Here is a 22189-nt window from a genome sequence, read left to right as displayed (position 1 = left end):
CCAGATGCCCGACGGGCGGCGCAACTCGGGGGCCGCCGCCGGCCTGGTGGTCCTGACCGCGCTCGCCGCGCTGCTGGGTTTCCTGCTCGTCCGCCCGATGCTGGACGACGGCGGCACGAGCACCTCGGGCGCGCCGCCCGCGACGGTGCGGCCCGCCCGCACGGAGAAGCCGAGCGGACGGCGGCCCGGCGTCGTCAACCTGGAGGCCGAGCAGGCGTTCCGCAACACCCTGTCCGCCGGCACCGGCATCGTGATCGACCCGTCCGGGCTGGTGCTCACCAACAACCACGTGATCCAGGGCGCCACGACCCTCCGCGGCACCGACACCGACAACGGCCGCACCTACACCGCGCAGGTCCTCGGGTACGACAGGTCCGCCGACATCGCGCTCGTCCGCCTCGACGGCGCCGCCCGCCTGAAGACCGCCGCGTTCGGGGCCCGCGAGCCGGAGGTCGGCGACGTGGTGACCGGCGTCGGCAACGCGGGCGGCAAGGGCGGGACGCCCGCCGTCGTGCACGGCAAGGTGACCTCGCTCGGCCAGTCGATCGTCGCCACCGACGAGAGCGACGGCAGCTCCGAGCGGCTGACCGGCCTGATCGAGACCGACGCGGCGATCAAGCCCGGCGACTCCGGCGGCCCGCTCCTGGACTCGTCCGGCCGGGTCGTCGGCATGAACACCGCCGCCTCCGCGGGCTACCGGATGAAGACGGAGTCCGGGCACCGCGCGTACGCGATCCCGATCGCGCGCGTCCTGGAGGTCGCCCGGCAGATCCAGCAGGGCCGGCCGTCCGCGACCGTGCACATCGGCCGCACCGCGCTGCTCGGCGTGCAGGTCCGCGGCGCGACCACCTCGACCGGCGCCCGCGCGCCGGGCGCGTTCATCGCGAGCCTGCTGCCCGGCACCCCGGCCCAGTCGGCGGGGCTGCGTCCGGGGACGACGATCGTCAGCCTGAACGAGCAGGTCGTGGACTCCCCCGGCGCCCTCACCGACCTGCTGCTGAGGCACCGGCCCGGCGAGACCGTCCAGATCGGCTGGACGGGCCCGGACGGCCTCAAGCGGGTCACGCCCGTCCAGCTCGGGGACGGCCCGCCGCAGTAGCGGACCGCCGCCGGGGGCGGCCCGCGGTCAGCCGTCGCGCCAGGTCACCGGCAGCGCGGTGAGGCCGCGGCCGACCATGCTCCTGCGGTACTCGGGGCGCGCGCCGTCCGCGAGCCGCAGGCCGGGCAGGCGGGCGACCAGCCTCTCGAACGCGATCTGCATCTTGAGCCGGCTGAGCGCGGCGCCGACGCAGTGGTGGACGCCGTAGCCGAAGACCATGTGCTCGCGGGCGTTCGGGCGGCGGATGTCGAACCGCTCGGGGTCGGGGAACACGGTCTCGTCGTGGCCGGCCGAGTCGGCGTGCAGCAGCACCTGGACGCCGGCGGGGATCGTGACGCCGTGCAGCGTGACGTCGCGGGTGGTGGTGCGGAAGCTGCCGAGGCTGGCGCCGTCGATGCGGAGCGACTCCTCGACCATGCCCGGGATCAGGGCCGGGTCGGCGACGATCTCCTCCCAGACGGCGCGCTCGCGCAGGAGCCGGTGGACCGCGTTGGACAGCCCGTTCGGGACGGTGTCGTTGCCGCCGAGCAGCAGCGCGCTGATCGTCTCGACCACCTCGCGGTGCGACAGGCCGTCCGGTCCGGTGTCGATCAGCTCGGCCATCAGCGAGACGAAGTCGTCGCGCGGCTCGGCGCGGCGCTCGGTGACGAGCCGGTCGACGTAGTCGAGGTACTTGAGGAAGTCCCGGGCCAGCTCGCACTGGCGGTCCGGCGGCTGCGGCGACAGGAAGAGCTGGAACCAGGACAGCACCCAGTGCTTGACGCGGTCCTCGTCCTCGGGCGGGACGCCGATGAACACGGCCGCGAGGCGCGCCGAGGGCAGGTGCGCGATCTCGGACACGAAGTCGGCCTTCCCCTTCGGGACGACGCCGTCGAGCACGCCGTCCACCTCGGCGCGGAACGCGTCGCCGAGGCGGGCGACCGCGCGCGGCGTGAACGCCCGGGAGATGGCGCGGCGCATGCGGGTGTGCTTGGGCGGGTCCACGTTGGCGGCGAAGTCGTCGAGGAACGAGCGGTGGTCGCCGAGGATCTCCTTGACCTCGTCCGTGAGCGTGCGGGAGATCGTCAGCGAGCCGACGCTGGAGAACGCGGCGTGGTCCCGGTACGCGGCGCGGACGTCGTCGTAGCGGGTCAGCACGTGCATCGAGAGGTGGTCGCTCCAGAACACGGGCCGCTCGCGGCGGAGCCTGCGCAGGAACGGGTACGGGTCCGCCACGTGCCAGGCGGCGGTGACGTCGAAGTCCGTCGCGGTTTCCGGCGTCGCGTTCTGTGCGGTCACGGGCGCTCTCCGGTGAGGATGCGGCGGGGGTTGCCGACGAGCATCTGGTCGATCTGGTCCTGGGTGACGCCGCGGGCGCGCAGAGCGGGCAGGACGTCGCGCGGGATGTGCAGCAGGTGGTAGTTCGGATGGCGTTCGGCGACCACGGCCGGGTCGAAGCGGTCGTTGAAGCAGTACGAGTCGTGGGAGAGCACCATCGCGCCGGCGTGGCCGCGCTCGCAGAGGGCCGCGACGGTCGCGACGCGGTCCTCGAACGAGGTGAACTCGATGCCGAACCGGTCCATCCCGATGTACGAGCCGTTCGCGATGAGCTCCTCCAGGTAGCCGAGGTCGGTGGAGTCGCCCGCGTGGCCGATGACGACGCGCGACAGGTCCACGCCCTCGGCGGCGAGGAGCTTCTGCTGGTCCAGGCCGTTGCGGGTGGACGACTCGGAGTGCGTGGTGATCGGCACGCCGGTCTCGCGGTGGGCGGCGGCGACGGCGCGGATGACGCGCTCGACGCCGGGCGTGATGCCGGGGCGGCCGGTCGCGCACTTGAGCATGCCGGCCTTCACGCCGGTGCGGCCGATGCCCTCGGTGATGTCGCGGACGAAGAACTCGGCGAGCCGGTCCGGCCCGCCGAACAGCGTGCCCGGCCCGCGGTTGCCGAAGTACGGCGGCAGCGCGTCGTAGGTGTAGAGGCCGGTCGCGGCGACGATGTTGACGCCGGTGAGCTCGGCGACGCGCTGGACGGACGGCACGTGCCGGCCGAGCCCGATCACGGTCAGGTCCACGATCGTGTCGATCCCGGCGGCCTTGGCCGCGTCGAGCTTGGCGGCGGCCTCCCGGGCGCGCGCCTCCGGGTCCCAGCCCTCGGGGATGTCGGGCCAGTTCCACAGGATCTCGGGGCTGAGGCCGAAGACGTGCTCGTGCATGAGGGTGGCGCCGGGGTCGGCGACGGGCCCGCGCAGGGTCTCGATCACGACGGCACCACCGGGAACAGCGGGTGGTCGAACGGCTCGTTCACGGCGAGGCCGAGCCCGTCGGTCTGCCCGTACGGCGCGCCGGTGTAGAGGGTCGCGGCGTCGAAGTAGGTCGCGGTGAACGACAGCCTCGGCCGGTCGCGGCGGTTGGCGGGCGCGCCGTGGATCACCAGGCTGTGGTGGACGGTCGCGTCGCCCGCCGCCAGGTCGAACGGCTCGGAGAGCGGCAGCTCCCCCAGCCACGGGTGCTGGTCGAGCGCGCCGTCGTCCTCGCGGACGAAGCTGCGGCCGAGCGGGCCGTACCGGTGCGAGCGCTCGTAGAAGCGGAGCGCGCCCATGTCGGCGGGGACCTCGTCCAGGGCGAGCCAGACGGTCAGCATGGACGAGCGGTCCATCGGCATCCACGGGAAGTCCTGGTGGAAGACCGTCGCGCCGTGCCCGTCGGGCGGGCCCTCGGCGGCGCCCGGGTTCCCGGCGGGCTCCTTGACCAGCAGGTTGGTGACCTGGAGCCGGACGGCGTCCACGCCGACGAGCAGGCGGCGCACGTTGCGGGCGAGCGCCGGGGAGAGCGCGAGCGCGGCGTACGCCTCGTCGTGCCGGGCGATGTCGCGGTCCTGGCCGAACGCCTGGTCGACGTAGTTGTTGCGGAAGCGCCCGCGCCGTTCGCCGAGCCGTTCCAGGGCGCGTTCCCGCAGGTCGGCGACGTAGTCCGCGCCGACGAGGCCGGGGAGCCTCGCCCAGCCGCGCTCCCTGAAGGAGCCGATCTCGGAGTCGGTCACGTCGCGGACGGCGGGCTTGTCTGAACGAGCAGGCACCGGAACACCCATGGCCGTGACGGTAACGCCGGGACGGTTGACGAGCAAGCGCTTGGTATAGACTCGGGCGCATGCGACCGTTCCGTTTCGCCGCGGTGGTCCGGATGGCGGGCTCGGCCCGGGAGTGGGCGGCCAAGGCCCGGCGCCTGGAGGACTCCGGGTACGACGCGCTGCTCGTCCCCGACCACCTCGTCGGCCCGCGCTTCGCGCCCGTCGCGGCGATGGCGGCCGCGGCCTGCGCCACGTCCCGGCTGAGGGTCGGCACGCTCGTCTTCGCCAACGACTACCGGCACCCGGCCGTCCTCGCGAAGGAGGCCGCGTCGGTCGACGTGCTGTCGGACGGGCGGCTGGACCTCGGGCTCGGCACCGGCTGGATGGCGCAGGACTACCACCGGGCGGGCCTCGTCCTCGACCCGCCGGGCGTGCGGGTGGACCGCCTCGCCGAGGCGATCGACGTGCTGAAGGGGCTGTGGCGCGGCGGGCCGTTCTCCTACGCGGGCGAGCACTACCGGCTGGACGGCCTGGAGCAGGAGCCGGTGCCGGTGCAGCGCCCGGCCCCCGCCTCATGCTGGGCGGCGGCGGGCCCCGGATGCTGCGGCTCGCGGCCCGCGAGGCCGACGTCGTCAACCTCACCATGCGGGTCCGCGCGGACGGCTCGGGCCCCGACACCGCCGACGGCGGCCCCGGCGCGTTCCGCCGCAAGATCGAGGTGGTCAGGGACGCGGCGGGCGAGCGGTTCGGCGCGATCGAGCTCGGCACGTCGATCCTGCGGGTCGGCGGCGACCGGGCCGCCGCGTCCTGGAGCGCCGCCGACCCCGGCACCCAGCAGGACACCCCGCAGGTGCTGGCCGGCGGCCCGGACGCGATGGCCGACCGGCTGCGCGGCTGGCGCGAGGAGCTCGGCCTGAGCCACTTCGTCCTGCACCACGAGTCCGACCTGGACGCGTTCGACCCGGTCGTGGCCCGGCTCGCGGGGGCCTGAGCCCCACCCGCCTCGCACACCGACAGCGACCAAGCCGCTTCGGAGCGTACGATCGGGGACCTCCCCGTTCGCGGACCCCCGGTCCGCGAGCCGCGATCCCGAGGTGGACATGACGACTTCACTGGCGGCGGGCTCCCCCGGCGCCCGGCCCGGGGGCAACCTGCCCGCCGAGGTCAGCAGCTTCGTCGGGCGGCGCCAGGACGTCGCGGCCCTGAAGCAGGCGCTCGAACGGTCCCGGCTGGTCACCCTGTGCGGGGTCGGCGGGGTCGGCAAGACGCGGCTGGCGCTGCGCACGGCGACCGAGCTGCGGCGGCAGTTCGCCGACGGCGCGTGGCTGGCCGAGCTGTCGGCGCTGCGCGAGCCGGGGCCGCTCGGCCGTACGGTCGCCGACGCGCTGCGGCTGCCGGACCGGGCGCCCGGCGACGGGATCGACCTGCTGGCGGGCCAGCTCGCCGACAAGCGCATGCTGCTGATCCTCGACACCTGCGAGCACCTGATCGACGCCTGCGCGATGCTCGCCGAGGTGCTGGTGCGGGCCGCGCCCCACCTGCGGATCATCGCCACCAGCCGCGAGCCGCTGGACGTGATCGGCGAGCACACGATCATGGTGTCGCCGCTGCCGACGCCCGACCCGGCGGGCCCGCCCGCCGAGGACTGCGACTCGATGACGCTGTTCGCCGAGCGGGCGGCGGCGATGATGCCGGGGTTCGCGATCACGCCCGCCAACCGGGAGGCCGTCGCGCGGCTGTGCCACCGCCTCGACGGCATCCCGCTCGCGATCGAGCTGGCCGCCGTGCGGCTGCGGGTGATGTCGATCGACCAGCTCGTCGAACGGCTCGACGACCGGTTCCGGCTGCTCGGCACCGCGCGGACGAGCCAGTACCGGCACCAGACGCTGCACGCCGCGATCGCGTGGAGCCACGAGCTGTGCACGCCCGCCGAGCAGGTGCTGTGGGCGCGGCTGTCGGTGTTCCCCGGCGACTTCGACCTGGAGGCCGCCGAGCGGGTCTGCTCGGGCGACGACCTGCCCGCCGGGAGCCTGCTCGACGTGCTCGGGCGGCTGGTGGAGAAGTCGGTCGTCCGGTACGAGGGCGAGCGGCGCCGCTACCGGCTGCTCGACACGATCCGCGAGTTCGGCTCCGAGCTGCTCGACCAGGCCGACGGGCGGGACGGCCCGGCCCGCCGCCACCACCTGTTCTACGCCGGCCTCGCCGAACGGGCCGCCGCGGCGCAGAACTGCGGCGACCAGCTCTCCTGGACGCTGCGGCTGCGGGCCGAGACCGCCAACCTGCGGGCCGCCCTGGAGTGGGCGCTGACCACGCCGGGCGAGGAGGAGGCGGGGCTGCGGCTCGCGGTGCTGCTGCGCCAGTACTGGTACTCGACGGGCCAGTTCAGCGAGGGCCGCGACTGGAGCCACCGGGCCCTCGCCGCGACGTCGGGCGTCACCGCCGAACGGGGCTGGGCGACGTACGGGGCGGCGATGTTCACCGTCCTCCAGGGCGATCTGGAGCCGGCCGAGCCGCTGCTGGCCGGGGCCGTCCAGATCGCCGACACGCTCGGCGAGGCCGACCTGCGGGCGCACTCCGACCACCTGCGGGGCCGGGCGCTGTTCTACTCCGGCGACCTGGAGGGCGCGCTGGCGCGCTACCGCGAGGCGCAGGCGGGCTACCTGCGGGGCGGGCACACCGATCCCGACGCGCTGACCATCTACACCGACCTCGGAGCCGTGCTGTCGCTGTTCGGGGAGTTCGACGACGCGTTCGCCGTGCTGGAGGAGGGCCTGGCGGCCTGCGACCGGACCGGCGAGCGGTGGGCGCGGGCGTTCGCGCTGTGGATGCGGGGCGCGTCGCGGTGGCTGGCCGGGGCGGTCGACGAGGCCGTGGCCGACGCCTGCGCGAGCATGCGGACGATGGAGGCGTTCAACGACCTGGTCGGCGTCGCGATGTGCCTGGACGTGCTGATGGTGTGCTCGGTCGCGCGCGGCGAGCACGCGCGGGCGGCCGTCCTCGCGGGCGCGACCGAGGCGATGTGGCACCGGCTGCGCACGCCGGTCCAGCGCGGCCCGCACTACGCCGACCTGCGGGCCGCGGCGGTCGACGCGGCCCGCGACGCGCTCGGCGACGAGCGGCTGGAGACCGGCCTCGACGCGGGCCGGGCGATGCCCGTCGCCGACGCGATCGCGCTCGGCCTGGACCCCGGCCGCGTCCCGGCCCTGCCCGCCCCGCCCGAACGGCCGGCCGAGCTGCTCACCCGGCGCGAGCACCAGGTCGCCGAGCTGGTCGCCGAGGGCCTGTCCAACCGGGAGATCGCCGAACGGCTCGTGATCGCCAAGCGGACGGTCGACTCGCACGTGGAGCACATCCTCGGCAAGCTCGGCATGGCGTCCCGCACTCAGGTCGCGGCCTGGATGGCCGCCGCGGAAACGTGACCCCCCGGCCCGGCGGGCGGCGGGGGACGTCCGCCGCGGCCCCGGGCCCGGTCCCGGTCGCCCGCGCGACGATTTTGCTATAGCTCCAGCGTGTCAGCGCATTGGCGGGGACGTGCCACAGTGGGAGAGAGTGGAGCGGGGGGCTCTCCCCGGCCCCCGCCCCGGCACGACTGGAGGATGTGGACGATGAGCCGTAAGGCGCCGAAGGACGACTTCGACGACGACGCCCTGGAGGTGTCGAAGCCGAAGACGTGGGCGGCCGGCGTCCCCGGGGTCACGGCCGCGCTCCGCGACTCCTACGACCAGATGGGGGTCCGGCGCACCGCGCTGACGCTGCTGCGCGTCAACCAGAAGCGGGGGTTCGACTGCCCCGGCTGCGCCTGGCCCGAGGGCGACCGCCGGCACGTCGCCGAGTTCTGCGAGAACGGCGCGAAGGCCGTCGCCGAGGAGGCGACCACGCGGCGGATCACCCGCGAGTTCTTCGCCCGGCACACGGTCGCCGAGCTGGGCGAGCGCAGCGACCACTGGCTCGGGCAGCAGGGCCGGCTCACCGAGCCGATGATCAGGCGCGCCGGGTCCGAGCACTACGAGCCGGTCTCGTGGGACGAGGCGTTCGGGCTGCTCGGCTCGGAGCTGAACGCCCTGGACTCCCCCGACGAGGCGCTGTTCTACACCTCGGGCCGCACGAGCAACGAGGCCGCGTTCGCCTACCAGCTCTTCGCCCGAGCGTTCGGCACCAACAACCTGCCTGACTGCTCCAACATGTGCCACGAGTCGTCCGGGTCGGCGCTGAACGAGACGATCGGGGTCGGCAAGGGCTCGGTCCTGCTCGACGACCTGTACCGGGCCGACCTGATCTTCGTCGTGGGCCAGAACCCCGGGACCAACCACCCGCGGATGCTGTCGGCGCTGGAGCGGGCCAAGAAGGAGGGCGCGCGGATCGTCGCGGTCAACCCGCTGCCCGAGGCGGGCCTGATGCGGTTCAAGAACCCGCAGCGCCCGTCCGGCGTGGCCGGGCGCGGCACGGGGCTCGCCGACCGGTTCCTCCAGATCCGGCTGAACGGCGACCTCGCCCTGTTCCAGGCGCTCAACCGGATGCTGCTGGAGGCCGAGGCCGAGACGCCCGGCGCGGTCGACCGCGCGTTCCTGGCCGAGCACGCGCACGGCGTCGCCGCGTTCGAGGAGCACATCAAGGCGCTCGACTGGGACGAGGTGCTGGAGGCGACGGGCCTCACCCGGGGTGAGATCGCGGCGACGCTCGGCGACGTGCTCGCCGCGGAGCGGATCGTGGTGTGCTGGGCGATGGGCCTGACCCAGCACCGCAACTCGGTGCCGACGATCCGCGAGGTCGTCAACTTCCTGCTGCTGCGCGGCAACATCGGCCGTCCCGGCGCGGGCGTCTGCCCGGTGCGCGGGCACTCCAACGTGCAGGGCGACCGGACGATGGGGATCTACGAGAAGCCCGCGCCCGCGTTCCTGGACGCCCTGGCCGAGGAGTTCTCGTTCGAGCCGCCGCGCCGCCACGGCCTCGACACCGTCGACGCGATCCGCGCCATGCGGGACGGGACGGCCAAGGTGTTCCTCGGGATGGGCGGCAACTTCGTCCGCGCGACGCCCGACTCCGCCGTGACCGAGGCCGCGATGCGCCGCTGCCGCCTCACCGCGCACGTGTCGACCAAGCTCAACCGCTCGCACGCGGTGACCGGCGAGCAGGCGCTGATCCTCCCGGCGCTCGGCCGGACGGAGCGGGACGAGCAGGCCGCGGGGCCGCAGTTCGTGTCCGTCGAGGACTCGATGGGCATGGTGCACGCCTCGCGCGGGCGCCTCGCCCCCGCGTCGCCGCACCTGCGGTCGGAGGTCGCGATCGTGTGCGGGCTCGCCCGCGCCACGTTCGGCGACGCCTCGCCCGCCGACGCGGACTGGACGGCGATGGAGCGCGACTACGACGTGATCCGCGACCACGTCTCGCGGGTCGTCCCCGGCTTCGACGGCTACAACGAGCGGATCCGCGCGTCCGGCGGGTTCACGCTGCCGCACGCGCCGCGCGACGAGCGCCGCTTCCCGACGGCGACGGGCAAGGCCAACCTGACCGTGAACGCGCTGGAGGTGCTGCGCGTCCCCGAGGGGCGGCTGCTGCTCCAGACCGTCCGCAGCCACGACCAGTACAACACCACCGTCTACGGGATGGACGACCGCTACCGGGGCGTCAAGGCGGGCCGCCGCGTCGTGTTCGTCAACCCGTCCGACCTGGAGGCGCTCGGCCTCGCGGACGGCGCGACGGTCGACCTGGTCTCGGAGTGGTCCGACGGCGCCGAGCGGCGCGCGCCCGGGTTCCGGATCATCGCCTACCCGACCGCGCGGGGCTGCGCCGCCGCGTACTTCCCCGAGACCAACGTGCTCGTCCCGCTGGACAGCACCGCCGAGGTCAGCAACACCCCGACGTCGAAGTCCGTCGTCGTCCGGCTCGATCCGCCCGCGTAGCGGGGACCTCGGGGCCGGGCGGCGCGGGCCGCCGTCCGCCATCGGCCGCCCGTCCCCCGCGCGGGCTGGATACGATGCGAGGGTCCACGCACTGCGAACAGGTGGGGGCGCTTCGTGTCGGCTGTGTCGATGAACCACGGCGCCGGCAACCTCCCGGCCGAGGTCACCAGGTTCATCGGACGGAGCGGTGAGCTCGCCGAGGGCGCGCGGATCCTGGAGCGCGCCCGCCTGCTCACCCTGTGCGGGGCGAGCGGCGTCGGCAAGACCCGCCTGGCGCTGCGGCTGGCCGCCGACGCGCGCAAGCGCCACCCGCACGGGGCGTGGCTGGTCGAGCTGTCGGGGCTGCGCGAGCCGCATCTCGTCCCGCGCGCCGTGGCCGAGGCGCTCCACCTCCACGACCGCCCGGACGCCGACACGGTCGAGGCGCTGGAGGAGTTCCTCGCCGACCGGCGGCTGCTGCTGGTCCTCGACACCTGCGAGCACCTGGTGGACGCGTGCGCGATGCTCGCCGAGCTGCTGCTGCGGGCCGCGCCCGGGCTGCGCATCCTCGCGACGAGCCAGCAGCCGCTGAACGTGATGGGCGAGCACACCTACCTCGTCCCGCCGCTGGACTCGGGCGTCGGCGCGGACGGCGCCGCGGACTGCACCGAGCCGTCCGAGCCGTCGGAGCCGTCCGAGTCGGTCGAGCTGTTCGGCGACCGCGCCGCCGGGATCGTGCCGGGCTTCGCGCTCACCGACGCCAACCGGCCGGCCGTGGCGCGGCTGTGCCGCCGCCTCGACGGCCTCCCGCTCGCGATCGAGCTGGCGGCCGTGCGGCTGCGCTCGATGACGCTGGAGCAGATCGCCGCGCGGCTCGACGACCGGTTCCGGCTGCTCGGCACCGCGCGGTCCCGGCACGCGCGCCACCAGACGCTGCGCGCGGCGGTGAGCTGGACCCACGACCTGTGCGACCCGTCCGAGCGGCTGCTGTGGGCGCGCGCGTCGGTGTTCCCCGGCGGGTTCGACGTCGAGGCGGCCGAGGCGGTCTGCGCGGGCGGCGAGGAGGTGCCCGCGGGCGACGTCCTCGACCTGCTCGGACGGCTCGTCGACAAGTCCGTGATGACCTGCGACCGGGGCACCGGCCGCTACCGGATGCTCGACACCCTCCGCGAGTTCGGGGCCGAGCGGCTGTCGCCCGCGGACCTCCGCGAGCTGCGCCGCCGCCACCGCGACCACTACCTGGCCCTCGTCCGGCGCGCCGCCGACGGCGAGATGGGCCCCCGCCAGCTCGCGCTGGCCGGCGGGCTGCGCGACGAGCACCACAACCTGCGGGCGGCGCTCGACCACTGCCTGCGGACCCCCGGCGAGGCGCCCGCCGCCCTGCGCATGCTGGTGGCGCTGCACTTCTACTGGGTCCTCACCGGCAGGTTCGGGGAGGCGCGGAGCTGGCTCGCGCGGGCCCTCGCCCGCACCCCGCCCGGCGGCGCCGACCGAGGGTGGGCGCTGTACTCGGCCGCCGCGTTCGCCGCCGCGCAGGGCGACCTCGCCTCGGCCGGGTCGCTGGTCGACGAGCTGCGGGACGCGCACGGCGACGACGCGGCGCTGCGCGCCTGCACCGAGCAGATCCACGCGATCGCCACGTTCGTCGCCGGAGACCCCGAGGCGGCCCGCGCGTCCCTCGAACGGGCGCTCGCCGCGCAGGCCGCCGTCGGGTTCGACCGGCCGCACGCGCTGGTGACGTTCCCGGTCCTGGCCGCCGCGCTCGGCGTGCTCGGGGAGGCCGGGCGCGCCCTGGAGGTCGCCGAGGAGGGCCTGCGCGTCTGCGCCGCCACCGGTGAGCAGTGGTGCCGCTCGTACCTGCTGTGGGCGCGGGCGCTGGTCCGCTGGCTGGAGGGCGACCCCGACGCCGCGCTCGCCGACGTCCTGGCGTGCCTGCGGATCAAGGAGGCGTCCGCCGACGGCGTCGGCGCCGCCCTCGCGCTGGACCTGACCGCGTACTGCCTGGCGGCCCGCGGCGAGGGCGACCGCGCCGCGATCCTGCTCGGCGCGTCCGGGGCGCTCTGGGAACGGCTGCGCGTCTCCATGCCCGGCCCCGTCTACACCGGCGTCCGCGACGCGGAGCTCAGCCGGCTCGGCGTACGGCTCGGCCCCGAGCGGCTGGCGCTCGCGCGCGGCCACGGCGCCGCGCTGCCGCTCGGCGAGGCGACCGCGCTCGCCCGCGGCGAGCGCGACCCCGCGCTCCCCCGCGCGGCCCCGCCGGCGGGCTCGGCGGACGACCCGCTGACGCGCCGCGAGCGGGAGATCGCGGCGCTGGTCGCCGAGGGCCTCGCCAACCGGGAGATCGCCGAACGGCTCGTCATCTCCAAGCGCACCGTCGACTCGCACGTCGAGCACATCCTGGCCAAGCTCGGTTTCGGGTCGCGAACGCAGATCGCCGCGTGGACCCAGCGGCGGCCCTGACGGACGGTCCTGACGGGCGCGCCCCGCCGCGGCGGCGCGGCTGGAAGCGGCTGGAAGCGGCCACCCGGCGGCGATCCTGCCGTGGGACGGGGAGCCGCGGGCATACGATACGTACGCTCCGACGTACCGATCGAGGTGACCGTGACGGCTCTGGCTGACAGAGGGCGGCCTGGCAACCTGCCTGCCGAGGTGACCCGGTTCGTCGGCCGGCGGCGCGAGCTCACCGAGGCCAAGCAGACCCTCGGGCGGTCCCGGCTGGTCACGCTCACCGGCGTCGGCGGGGTCGGCAAGACCCGGCTCGCGGTCCGGCTGGCGTCCGACCTGCGCCGCTCGTTCGCCGACGGGGTCTGGATGGTCGAGCTGTCGGCGCTGCGCGAGCCCGAGCTGCTGCCCCGCACGGTCGCCGACGCGCTCCAGCTCCCCGGCCAGACGGCGGGCGCGCAGCTCGACCGGCTGTCGGAGCACCTGTCCGACAAGCACCTGCTGCTCGTCCTCGACACCTGCGAGCACCTGGTCGACGAGTGCGCCCTGCTGTCGGAGGTGCTGCTGCGCGCCGCGCCGCGGCTGCGGATCCTGACGACCAGCCGCGAGCCGCTCGACGTGATGGGCGAGCACAACCTGGTGATCCCGCCGCTGCCCGTCCCGGACGGGCCCGACGACGCCGGCGACGGCGCCGCCGGGGCCGCGGGCGAGGCGGGCGGCGGCGACGCCGTCACGCTGTTCGCCGACCGCGCCGAGGCGATGGTGCCCGGCTTCGCGCTCACCCCCGGCAACCGGGCGACGGTGGCGCGGCTGTGCCGCCGCCTCGACGGCATCCCGCTCGCGATCGAGCTGGCCGCCGTACGGCTGCGCACCATGTCGGTCGAGCGGCTGATGGACCGGATCGACGACCGGTTCCGGCTGCTCGGCACGAGCCGCGCGGGCCACGACCGGCACCGCACGCTGCGCGCCGCGATCGAGTGGAGCCACGAGCTGTGCACGCCGGAGGAGCAGAAGCTGTGGGCGCGGCTGTCGGTGTTCCCCGGCGACTTCGACCTGGAGGCGGCCGAGCGCGTGTGCGCCGGGCACGGCGTCGCGGCGGACGAGCTGTTCGAGGTGCTCGGGCGGCTGGTGGAGAAGTCGATCGTGCTGTGCGAGCGGGACGGCCGCCGCTACCGCCTGCTCGACACGCTGCGCGAGTACGGCCTCGAACAGCTGGACGGCCTCGGCGAGCGGCCCGACCTGCTGCGGCGGCACCGCGACCACTACCTCGGCCTCGCCGAGCGGGCGCGCGCGGCGGCGATGGGCGGCGAGCAGGTCGACTGGCTGATCCGGCTCCGCGAGGAGAACGCCAACCTGCGGGTCGCGCTGGAGTACTCGCTGACGACGGCCGGCGAGGAGCGGACCGGGCTGCGGCTGATCGTCGTCCTCCAGCACTACTGGATGTGCCTCGGGCTGTTCGGCGAGGCCCGCAGCTGGTACGAGCGGGCGCTCGCGGCCCCGTACCTGACCGGGATCGAGCGCGCGCGCATCGCGTACGGCGCGGGGATGGTCGCCGTCCAGCAGGGCGACGTCGACGGGGCCCGGCCGCTGTTCGCGGAGGCGCTGGAGGAGGACGACCTCGACCTGCGCGCGCACGCGCTGCACGGGCAGGGCCTCATCGCGCTGTTCGAGGGGCGGCTGGGCCCCGCGCGGTCGCTGCTGGAGGAGGCGTGCGCGGCGTTCGCCAAGATCGGGCACCAGGACCCGCTCGCGCTGCTCACCGGGCCGCACCTGTCGTCGGTGCACCTGCTGTGCGGCGAGGAGAGGGAGGCGCTCGCCGTCGCCGAACGGACCGTGCGGAGCGGGGAGGCGACCGGCGAGCGGTGGAACCACGCGTTCGCCCTGTACGCGCGGGGCGCGGCGCTGTGGTGGCTCGGCGAGCACGAGGCCGCCGTCCGGGACCTGCTCGACTGCCTGCGGATCAAGGAGTCGCTCGGCGACCAGCTCGGCATCACACTCGCGCTGGACCTGCTGACGCCCGCGCCGGTCGTGCGCGGCGACCACGAGCAGGCGGCGATGCTGCTCGGCGCGACCGACCGGATGTGGCGGACGCTCGGCGCGTCGCTCCAGTACGGGCCGCACTACATGAAGCGGCGGGCGATGTCGGAGCGCGCGATCCTGCGCACCCTGCCGCGGGACCGGTTCGAGGCCGCCAAGCGGCGCGGCGCCGCCCTGTCCGTGGCCGAGGCGATCGCGCTGGCGCGCGGCGAGGCCGTCCAGGTGCCGCGGGACGACGAGCCCGACCCGCTGACGGGCCGCGAGCGGGAGGTGGCCGCGCTCGTCGCCGAGGGCCTGTCCAACCGCGAGATCGCCGAACGGCTCGTCATCGCCAAGCGCACCGTCGACTCGCACATCGAGCACATCCTCGCCAAGCTCGGCTTCAACTCCCGCACGCAGATCGCGACCTGGACCGAGCGCCGCGAGCGCGGCGCCGCCCCGTCCGCCTGACCGGGCGGGGTCCCGGCCCGGGGCGCGCTGCCTTAGGCTCGCTCCATGACGAACCTCCCCGACCGCGCGGGCCCGCCGGACCCGCCGGAGATGCGCGCCTCCGACTCCGACCGGGACCGCGTCGCGCAGCTCCTGCGCGACGCGGCGGGCGACGGTCGGCTGACCCTGGAGGAGCTCGACGAGCGTCTCGACGCCGTCTACGCCGCCAAGACCTACGCCGAGCTGGAGCCGATCACCCGCGACCTGCCCGCGACGGCCGCGGCGGGCCGCACGGCGGCGGCGCCGGCGGGGGCGTTCGCGCCGGTGCCCGACGCGCCGTCCTGGAAGACCGGCATCGGCGTGATGAGCGCCTTCAAGCGGCAGGGCGTGTGGAACGTCCCGCGGCGGTTCACCGCGTTCACGTTCTGGGGCGGCGGGAAGATCGACCTGCGGGAGGCGCGGTTCGCCGGCGCCGAGGTGCGGATCATCGCGCTGGCGATCATGGGCGGGGTCGAGGTGATCGCGCCCGAGGACCTCACGGTGCACGTCAACGGCATCGGGATCATGGGCGGGTTCGACCACAAGGCCAGCGGCCCCGGCGTGCCCGGCTCCCCCAAGGTGATCGTCTCCGGCTTCGCGTTCTGGGGCGGCGTCGACGTCAAGCGCAAGGCCCGCCGCGAGGAGAAGCGCCTCCGCAAGGAGCTGAAGAAGCGCGCCTCCGAGGAGTGACGGCGGGGCCGCTGGCGGGCGGGCTCAGCCCGGGGCGAGCTTGCTGCCGGGGTACGGGCTGAGCAGCGTCTCGCGCCAGTCGCCCTCCAGGTACTCGCGGGCCTGCTTGCGCCACGAGAGCAGCCGGTGGTCGGGCTCGGTCTCGTCGTCCATGCCGAGGGCCGCGTCGCGGGCGCGCTGGAGGCCGAGGTGCGCGTCGATGTCGGTGCCCCACAGCGTGACGGCCTCGGTATCGCAGAACTGCACCTCGTACGCGCCGACGAGCCGGTGGCCGTGCTCGGCGAGCACGGGCGCGCGCTCCTCCCGCACGGCGGCGAGGTAGTCCAGCGCGGCGCCGGGGCGGACGCGGGCGCTCTCGAACAGGTACAGCGGCGCCGCGTACCCCTCGTCCAGCAGCCCGGCGATCGAGGGGCTGCCGGGCGCGGCGCCGAGCGGCCGGGAGAACGCGCCGTGCCGCAGGTCGTCGATGTCGGACAGGAACAGGTTCTTCTGGACGTCGTCGTAGATCTCCAGCATCTGCCGCCAGCCGCCGTCCCAGCCGCCGTGGCAGTCCCACAGCGTGACGACCTTGAACTGCGGGTGGCCGCTGATGCCGACCGCGTAGAACGCGCCGACCAGGTCGATGTCGCGGGACCTGATCGACAGGCCCTCGGTCAGCTCGTGCGCGCCCTCGGCGAGCCGGTCGTCCTCCTGCTTGTAGGCGGTGAGCCAGCGCAGGTACTCCAGGGGCCTGCGCGAGTTCATCGGGTGGAACTCGACCTCTTCGAGCAGGTAGACGCCGCGGCGCACGGACCCTCCCGGGGGCAGGCGGATTAACAAGCAGTTGCTTGCTTGGGACAGTAGACGCGCCCGCCCCCGCGCGCAATGCCCCGCCGCCGCGCCCCTCGCGGCGTACGGCCGGTCAGGCGCCGATCGGCGGGCGGCGCCCGTGCCAGGGCCGCGCCCGCTCGTACGCCCGGCACGCGGCCAGCACCAGGTCGTCGGCGTGCCGCGCCCCGACGACCTGGAGGCCGACCGGCAGGCCCGCGCGGGTGAGCCCGGCGGGCAGGCTCGCGGCGGGCTGCTGGGTCATGTTGAACGGGTAGGTGAACGGCGTCCAGTCCGTCCAGCGCGGGGCCGGGCGCCCGGGGCGCGCCGCCGAGCCCGCGGGCACCTCGCGGCCCGCCTCGAACGCGGTGATCGGGAGGGTCGGGGTGAGCAGCAGGTCGTACTCCCGGTGGAACAGGCCCATGATCCGCCCGAGCTCCATCCGGCGGGCGGTCGCGTCGAGGTAGTCGCTCGCCGAGTAGCGGGCGCCCCGCTCGCAGATCTCCCGCAGGCCGGGGTCCAGCCCGGCGCGGGCGTCCGGCGGCAGGTGCTCGGCGACCTTCGCGGCGCCGGAGAACCACAGGACCTCGAACTCCTCGACCGGGTCGCCGAACCCGGGGTCGGTCTCCACGACCTCCGCGCCCAGCTCGGCGAAGGCCCGCGCGGCGGCGGCGGCGAGACCGGCGACCTCGGGGTCCACGCGCGCGAAGCCGAGCGTCGGGCTGAACGCGACGCGCAGGCCCCGCAGGTCGTCCAGCGCCGCGTCCGCGAACGGCGGCGAGCCCGGCCCGCGCGGGGCCAGCTCGGACCAGTCGCGGCCGTCCGGCCCGCTGATCACGTCCATGAGCAGCGCCGCGTCCGCGACCGTCCAGGTGATCGGCCCGACGTGCGCGAGGGTGCCGAACGGGCTCGCCGGGAAGTGCGGGACGCGGCCGTACGTCGGCTTCAGCGTGAACGTGCCGGTGAACGCGGCGGGGATGCGCACCGAGCCGCCGCCGTCGGTGCCGAGCGCGAGCGGCGCGAGGCCCGCCGCGACGGCCGCCGCCGCTCCCCCGCTGGACCCGCCCGCGGTGCGGGACGGGTCCCACGGGTTGCGGGTGACGCCGGTGAGCGGGCCGTCGGTGACGCCCTTCCACGCGAACTCCGGCGTGGTGGTCTTGCCGACCAGGACCGCGCCGTGCTCGCGCAGCCGCGCGACCGACGGCGCGTCCTCGGTCCACGGCCCCGCCGGGTCGACGGCGCGGGAGCCGCGCAGCGTCGGCCAGTCGCGGGTGATCAGCACGTCCTTGATCGAGACGGGCACGCCGTCGAGCAGGCCGAGCGGCTCGCCGCGCCGCCACCGCTCGGCCGAGGCGCGGGCGGCGGCGAGCGCGCGGTCGGGGTCCACGAGGCAGAACGCGTTGAGCGCGGGATCGACCCGTTCGATCCGCTCCAGAACGGCCTCGGCGGCCTCGACCGGGGAGAGCCGCCCGGCCCGGTAGGCGGCGAGCAGCTCGGTGGCGGCCAGCTCGGTGACCGCGGTCGCCGGAGCGGAGCCGCCCGGGGGCTCGGGCGGCGGGCCGCCGTTCGTGGTCGCGGTGCCGTTCGTCATCGCTGCCCCCTCTGGTCGTCTCGCTGCGGGTCGGACGGGTCGGACGGGTCGGGCGCGCGCACGTAGCCGAGCCGCTTGTCGACGACGTTGCGCAGCGGCCGGCCGTGCCGGTGGCGGTCGAGGTTGTCGGCGAACAGCCGGACGAGGTCGTCGCGCCAGCCGGCGACGTCGCCGGACATGTGCGGGGAGACGATCACGCCGGGCAGGTCCCACAGCGGGGACGGCGCGGGCAGCGGCTCGTCCACGAACACGTCGAGGGCCGCGCCCGCGATCGTGCCCGCCCGCAGCGCGGCCACCAGGTCGTCCTCGACGACCAGCGGCCCGCGCCCGACGTTGATCAGCCGCCCGGTGGGCCGCATCCGGGCGAGCGCCGCCGCGTCGATCATGCCGCGGGTGGCGCCGGTGAGCGGCGCGGCGAGCACCACGTAGTCGGCCCCGGCGAGCGCGCCGTGCAGCCCGTCCATCGGCAGCACGTCGCCGAGGTCGGGGTCGCCCGGCCGCGCGGTGCGGCCGACGCCGCCGACCCGCATCCCGGCGGCGGCGAGGCGGCGGCCGATGGCGCGGCCGATCGGCCCGGTGCCGACGACCAGCGCGCGGGCGCCCGCGACGCGCTCGGTCTCGCGGTGCCGCCACCGCCGCTCGGCCTGGAGCCGCAGCGTCGTGTGCAGGTCCTTGGCGAAGCAGTGCACGAGCCCGAGGACGTACTCGGCGATCGGCTCGTCGAAGATCCCGCGCGAGTTGGTGACGGCCGTGCGGCCCTCGACCAGCGCGGGGAACAGCAGCCGGTCGACGCCCGCGCTCGCGATGTGCACCCAGCCGGGCCCGCCGCCGTCCGGCCACGCGCCCGCGAGCGCCTCGGACCAGAAGTCCCACATGAACAGCACGTCGGCGTCCTTGAGCGCCGGCGCGAGGTCGGGCTCGCGGACGTAGCGGACGTCGGCCAGCCGTTCGATCCCGTCCATGCCGGGCGGGCGGTCGTCCGCGACGAGGACCGCGACGCGGGGTCGTCCGGAGGGGGCGGGCGGCGCGGGTTCCATGGGCGTCACTTTCCGGAGTGCCGAGTTAACGCGGAGGCAACGCGAGTCAACACGAATGCAACCCGCAAGGGATTGACACGCTAGGAAGCATTCGTAGGATTGTCAACAATCAGCGCGGTCGTTATAGCAGGTAGCCGCACTGATCACGTGCTGCAAGACCGTCGCAACCGTGTCCCAGGCCAGGACGGCTCCCAAGGCGCTCTAACGCAAGAGTCCTCTCGGGTGAGCGACGATCATCGCCCGCCCCTGTGCACGGGGAGGCCCGGCATGCCGAAGCACATGACCATCTCGCTGGAGCGGCGCGGCGTCTCGTGCGTCGCCGAACTCCTCGAAAAGGACGCGCCGCGCACCTGCGAGGCCGTATGGCGCGCCCTGCCGCTGGGCGGCGACGCCTACCACGCCAAGTACGCCCGCAACGAGGTCTACACGATGGTGGAGACCTTCGCCGAGCAGGAGGTCGGCCAGGAGAACCCCACCGTCACCCCGATCCCCGGCGACGTCGTCTACTTCGCGTTCCCGGGCGGGATGCTCGACCGGGCGTTCAAGGAGGAGAAGGGGATCGCGGCGCTGCCCGGCGTGATCGACCTCGCGATCTTCTACGGCCGCAACAACCTGCTGCTGAACGGCGACGTCGGCTGGGTCCCGGGCAACGTCTACGCGACCATCGTCGAGGGGCTCGGCCCCATGGCCGAGGCGTGCAACGACGTCTGGCGCTCGGGCGCCGTCGGCGAGCGCCTCGTCTACCGCCGCCTCGACGAGACCTGAGCGGCGGCCCCGGATGACATTCGACCCCAAGCTGGTCAGCCAGCCGGAGCTGCTGGCCCAGCACGGCATCGGCGTGGTCGCGCCGTTCGACTTCGCCCTCGACCGCGAGCTGTGGCGGTGGACGCCCGACGACGTGTCGCTGTTCCTCACCCGGCTGCCGTACGTCCCGGTGCCGGTCACGGTGGAGATGGCGTCCGCGCTGTCGGACCACTCGATCGTCCGGCAGGCCGTCCGCGACGTGCTCGCCCCGGAGCCGCTCGCGGTGGCGTACGCCTGCGCCTCGGGGAGCTTCGTCCGGGGCGCGGCCGGCGAGCGGACGCTCCACCAGACGATGCTGTCGGCGGGGGCGCCCGCCGCGGCGACCACGTCGGGCGCCCTGGTGGAGTCGCTCCACCTGCTCGGCGCGCGGCGGATCGCCGTCGTGACGCCCTACATCGACACCGTCACCGGACGGCTGGTGTCGTACCTCGCCGAGCACGGCATCGAGGTCGTCTCGTCCGTCGGGATGGGCCTGCTCAGCCACATCTGGAAGGTCGGCTACGGCGAGATCGTCAGCGCCGTGTCGGCCGTGGACGGGCCCGAGGCCGAGGCCGTGTTCATCAGCTGCACCAACGTGCCGACGTACGACATCATCGCGCCGCTGGAGAAGATGCTCGGCAAGCCCGTCCTCACCGCCAACCAGGTCACGATGTGCTCCGCGCTGCGGCGCATGGGACGTCCCGCCGCCGGTTCCGACCAGTGGCTCGTCCAGTTCAGCAGTCCCACCGCCGCCTGAGCGCGGCGCCGCCACCGGGAGGGGCCCATGATCCAGACTGGTAGGATTGTCGACAACCTGTCCGCGGACGGGGTACCGGCGGCGCCGGCCGCCGGGTTCCTCTACCCGGGGCACAGCGCCGAGGACGACTATCCCGTGATCGAGAAGTTGCTGGGCGGCGTCCGGCTGCCGGTCGTCCACACGACGATGCGCGAGGACGCCCACCGCGTCGACGCGCTGCTCGACATCGGCGGCGCCGACGTGCTCGCCGAGGGCGCGCGCGAGCTGCGCGCCCTCGGCGTGCGGGCGGCGGTGTGGGCCTGCACGAGCGGCAGCTTCGTGTTCGGCTGGGACGGCGCGGCGGCGCAGGTCGCGGGCGTCGGCGAGGCCGCCGGGGTCCCCGCGTCGAGCACCTCGTTCGCGTTCGTGCACGCGGCCCGGCACCTCGGGCTGCGGCGGGTCGCGGTCGCGGCGACCTACCCCGCCGACGTGGCCGGGCGGTTCGCGGAGTTCCTCGGCCACGCGGGCGTCGAGGTCGTCGCGCTGTCGGCGCGCGGCATCGTCACCGCGGCCGAGGTCGGTACGCTCGGCCGCGACGCCGTGCTCGGCTTCGTCGCGGCCAACGACCATCCGGAGGCCGAGGCCGTGCTCGTGCCCGACACCGCCCTGCACACCGCGGCCTGGCTGGACGAACTGGAGGAACGCCTCGGCAAGCCGGTGCTCACCGCCAACCAGGTGAGCGTCTGGGAAGGTCTGCGCCTCGCCGCGGGCCCGGACGGGACCGTCCGCCCGCGCCCCGGCCTCGGGCGCCTGTTCGCTAGAGAGCGATGACGAAGGGGGCCCGGGCATGGGCCGATTGGGTGAGCTGGAACCTGTTCCGCGCAAGTCGACGGTCGAGCTCGTCTCCGACGAGCTGCGCGCCGCGATCCTGTACGGGTCGCTGGAGCCCGGCGCGCAGCTCGGCGAGGCCGAGCTCGCCGCGCGGCTCGGCATCAGCCGCGGGCCGCTGCGCGAGGCGATGCAGCGCCTCGTCCAGGAGGGCCTGCTGCACAGCGAGCCGCACCGCGGCCTGTTCGTGATCACCTTGGACGAGACCGACGTCGAGGACGTCTACCTCGCCCGGCTCGCCATCGAGCGCGCCGCCTGCGAGCTGATCATGCAGCGCAACCGCGGCGAGGCCGTGGTCCGCCTCACCGGCGCGCTGGACGCGCTGGTGGACGCGGCGCGCCAGCGCGACCGGGTCAAGATGAGCGACGCCGACCAGGAGTTCCACCAGGTGCTGGTCAGCTCGTCGGGCAGCGCCCGGCTGGAGCGGATGGCGCAGACGCTGCTGGTCGAGACCCGGATGTGCCTGAACGCCCTCCAGGACAAGTACCCCGAGCCGGGCGAGCTGGTCGAGGAGCACCGCCGCCTCGTCGACGCGATCGGCGACGGCGAGGAGGAGCGCCTGCTCCGGCTCATCGAGGAGCACATGACCGACTCCATCCAGCGCCTCCGCGTCACCTAGCCGGCGGCGCGCGCCCCGTCCGCGGCGGGAGCAGGACGATGTGACCGGCCCGCACTGGACAGCCGGA

Annotated in this window: 17 protein-coding genes and 1 pseudogene; 12 read left to right on the top strand and 6 right to left on the bottom strand. The window is 75.0% G+C overall.

The window, feature by feature from the left end; all coding sequences use genetic code 11:
- Positions 1–4 precede the first annotated feature (4 nt).
- Positions 5–1099, top strand: coding sequence for a S1C family serine protease (locus tag GEV43_RS34375; protein ID WP_160825993.1), 1095 nt, complete (start codon positions 5–7; stop codon positions 1097–1099).
- Between the two features lie 27 nt (positions 1100–1126).
- Here GEV43_RS34375 and GEV43_RS34370 read toward each other — a convergent pair whose 3' ends face one another.
- Genes GEV43_RS34370 through GEV43_RS34360 form a run of 3 tightly spaced genes read right to left on the bottom strand, consistent with a single transcriptional unit; the run spans position 1127 to position 4166 of the window.
- Entirely contained in the window at positions 1127–2377 is a 1251-nt protein-coding gene (locus GEV43_RS34370) for a cytochrome P450 (RefSeq protein WP_160824987.1), read from the bottom strand.
- Complete coding sequence (locus GEV43_RS34365) at positions 2374–3339, bottom strand: phosphotriesterase-related protein (RefSeq protein WP_309240079.1); 966 nt, start codon at positions 3337–3339, stop codon at positions 2374–2376. The genes GEV43_RS34370 and GEV43_RS34365 overlap by 4 nt, the downstream gene beginning before the upstream one ends.
- Positions 3336–4166 (bottom strand): phytanoyl-CoA dioxygenase family protein, encoded by an 831-nt coding sequence (locus GEV43_RS34360; protein ID WP_160824985.1) that lies wholly within the window; start codon positions 4164–4166, stop codon positions 3336–3338. The genes GEV43_RS34365 and GEV43_RS34360 overlap by 4 nt, the downstream gene beginning before the upstream one ends.
- Before the next feature lie 59 nt (positions 4167–4225).
- Between GEV43_RS34360 and GEV43_RS56555 the strand changes: the two are divergent.
- The 7 genes and pseudogenes from GEV43_RS56555 to GEV43_RS34330 form a co-directional block, all read left to right on the top strand.
- A pseudogene (locus GEV43_RS56555) lies at positions 4226–4678 on the top strand (LLM class flavin-dependent oxidoreductase); the annotation flags it as partial.
- Between the two features lie 41 nt (positions 4679–4719).
- Positions 4720–5136 (top strand): LLM class flavin-dependent oxidoreductase, encoded by a 417-nt coding sequence (locus tag GEV43_RS51835; RefSeq protein ID WP_241684134.1) that lies wholly within the window; start codon positions 4720–4722, stop codon positions 5134–5136.
- Between the two features lie 109 nt (positions 5137–5245).
- Entirely contained in the window at positions 5246–7564 is a 2319-nt protein-coding gene (locus GEV43_RS34350; protein ID WP_160824984.1) for a LuxR C-terminal-related transcriptional regulator, read from the top strand.
- A gap of 186 nt (positions 7565–7750) precedes the next feature.
- The gene (locus GEV43_RS34345) at positions 7751–10045 is read left to right on the top strand and encodes an FdhF/YdeP family oxidoreductase (RefSeq protein WP_160824983.1); all 2295 of its coding nucleotides are present in this window, start codon (positions 7751–7753) and stop codon (positions 10043–10045) included.
- Between the two features lie 129 nt (positions 10046–10174).
- Positions 10175–12484: a LuxR C-terminal-related transcriptional regulator gene (locus GEV43_RS34340; RefSeq protein WP_160824982.1), complete on the top strand. Its 2310-nt coding sequence runs from the start codon at positions 10175–10177 to the stop codon at positions 12482–12484.
- Between the two features lie 189 nt (positions 12485–12673).
- Positions 12674–14953 carry a LuxR C-terminal-related transcriptional regulator gene (locus tag GEV43_RS34335; RefSeq protein ID WP_309240078.1) on the top strand — a complete coding sequence of 760 codons (2280 nt, stop codon included), beginning with the start codon at positions 12674–12676 and terminating at the stop codon, positions 14951–14953.
- A gap of 45 nt (positions 14954–14998) precedes the next feature.
- Entirely contained in the window at positions 14999–15661 is a 663-nt protein-coding gene (locus GEV43_RS34330; RefSeq protein ID WP_160824980.1) for a DUF1707 domain-containing protein, read from the top strand.
- Positions 15662–15685: 24 nt separating this feature from the next.
- On the opposite strand, the gene GEV43_RS34325 is transcribed toward GEV43_RS34330, so the two are convergent.
- The 3 genes from GEV43_RS34325 to GEV43_RS34315 form a co-directional block, all read right to left on the bottom strand.
- Entirely contained in the window at positions 15686–16450 is a 765-nt protein-coding gene (locus GEV43_RS34325) for a hypothetical protein (protein WP_160824979.1), read from the bottom strand.
- A 112-nt stretch (positions 16451–16562) separates the two neighbouring features.
- Entirely contained in the window at positions 16563–18059 is a 1497-nt protein-coding gene (locus GEV43_RS34320) for an amidase (RefSeq protein WP_160824978.1), read from the bottom strand.
- A complete protein-coding gene (locus GEV43_RS34315) occupies positions 18056–19096 on the bottom strand; it encodes a D-2-hydroxyacid dehydrogenase (protein ID WP_160824977.1) in 1041 nt (346 codons plus the stop codon). The genes GEV43_RS34320 and GEV43_RS34315 overlap by 4 nt, the downstream gene beginning before the upstream one ends.
- Positions 19097–19375: 279 nt before the next feature.
- On the opposite strand from GEV43_RS34315, the gene GEV43_RS34310 reads away from it, so the two are divergent.
- From GEV43_RS34310 to GEV43_RS34295, 4 genes are read left to right on the top strand one after another with little or no spacing between them, the layout of a single operon-like run.
- Complete coding sequence (locus GEV43_RS34310) at positions 19376–19861, top strand: DUF3830 family protein (protein WP_175251011.1); 486 nt, start codon at positions 19376–19378, stop codon at positions 19859–19861.
- A gap of 13 nt (positions 19862–19874) precedes the next feature.
- Positions 19875–20636, top strand: a complete 762-nt coding sequence (locus tag GEV43_RS34305; protein WP_160824975.1) for an Asp/Glu racemase — start codon at positions 19875–19877, stop codon at positions 20634–20636.
- 27 nt (positions 20637–20663) lie between these two features.
- Entirely contained in the window at positions 20664–21446 is a 783-nt protein-coding gene (locus GEV43_RS34300; protein ID WP_160824974.1) for an aspartate/glutamate racemase family protein, read from the top strand.
- 16 nt (positions 21447–21462) lie between these two features.
- Complete coding sequence (locus tag GEV43_RS34295; RefSeq protein WP_160824973.1) at positions 21463–22122, top strand: GntR family transcriptional regulator; 660 nt, start codon at positions 21463–21465, stop codon at positions 22120–22122.
- Positions 22123–22189: the final 67 nt, after the last annotated feature.

It is taken from the genome of Actinomadura sp. J1-007 (assembly GCF_009793335.1).
Lineage (GTDB): Bacteria > Actinomycetota > Actinomycetes > Streptosporangiales > Streptosporangiaceae > Spirillospora > Spirillospora yumaensis.
This window is presented reverse-complemented; position numbering and strand designations above follow the sequence as displayed.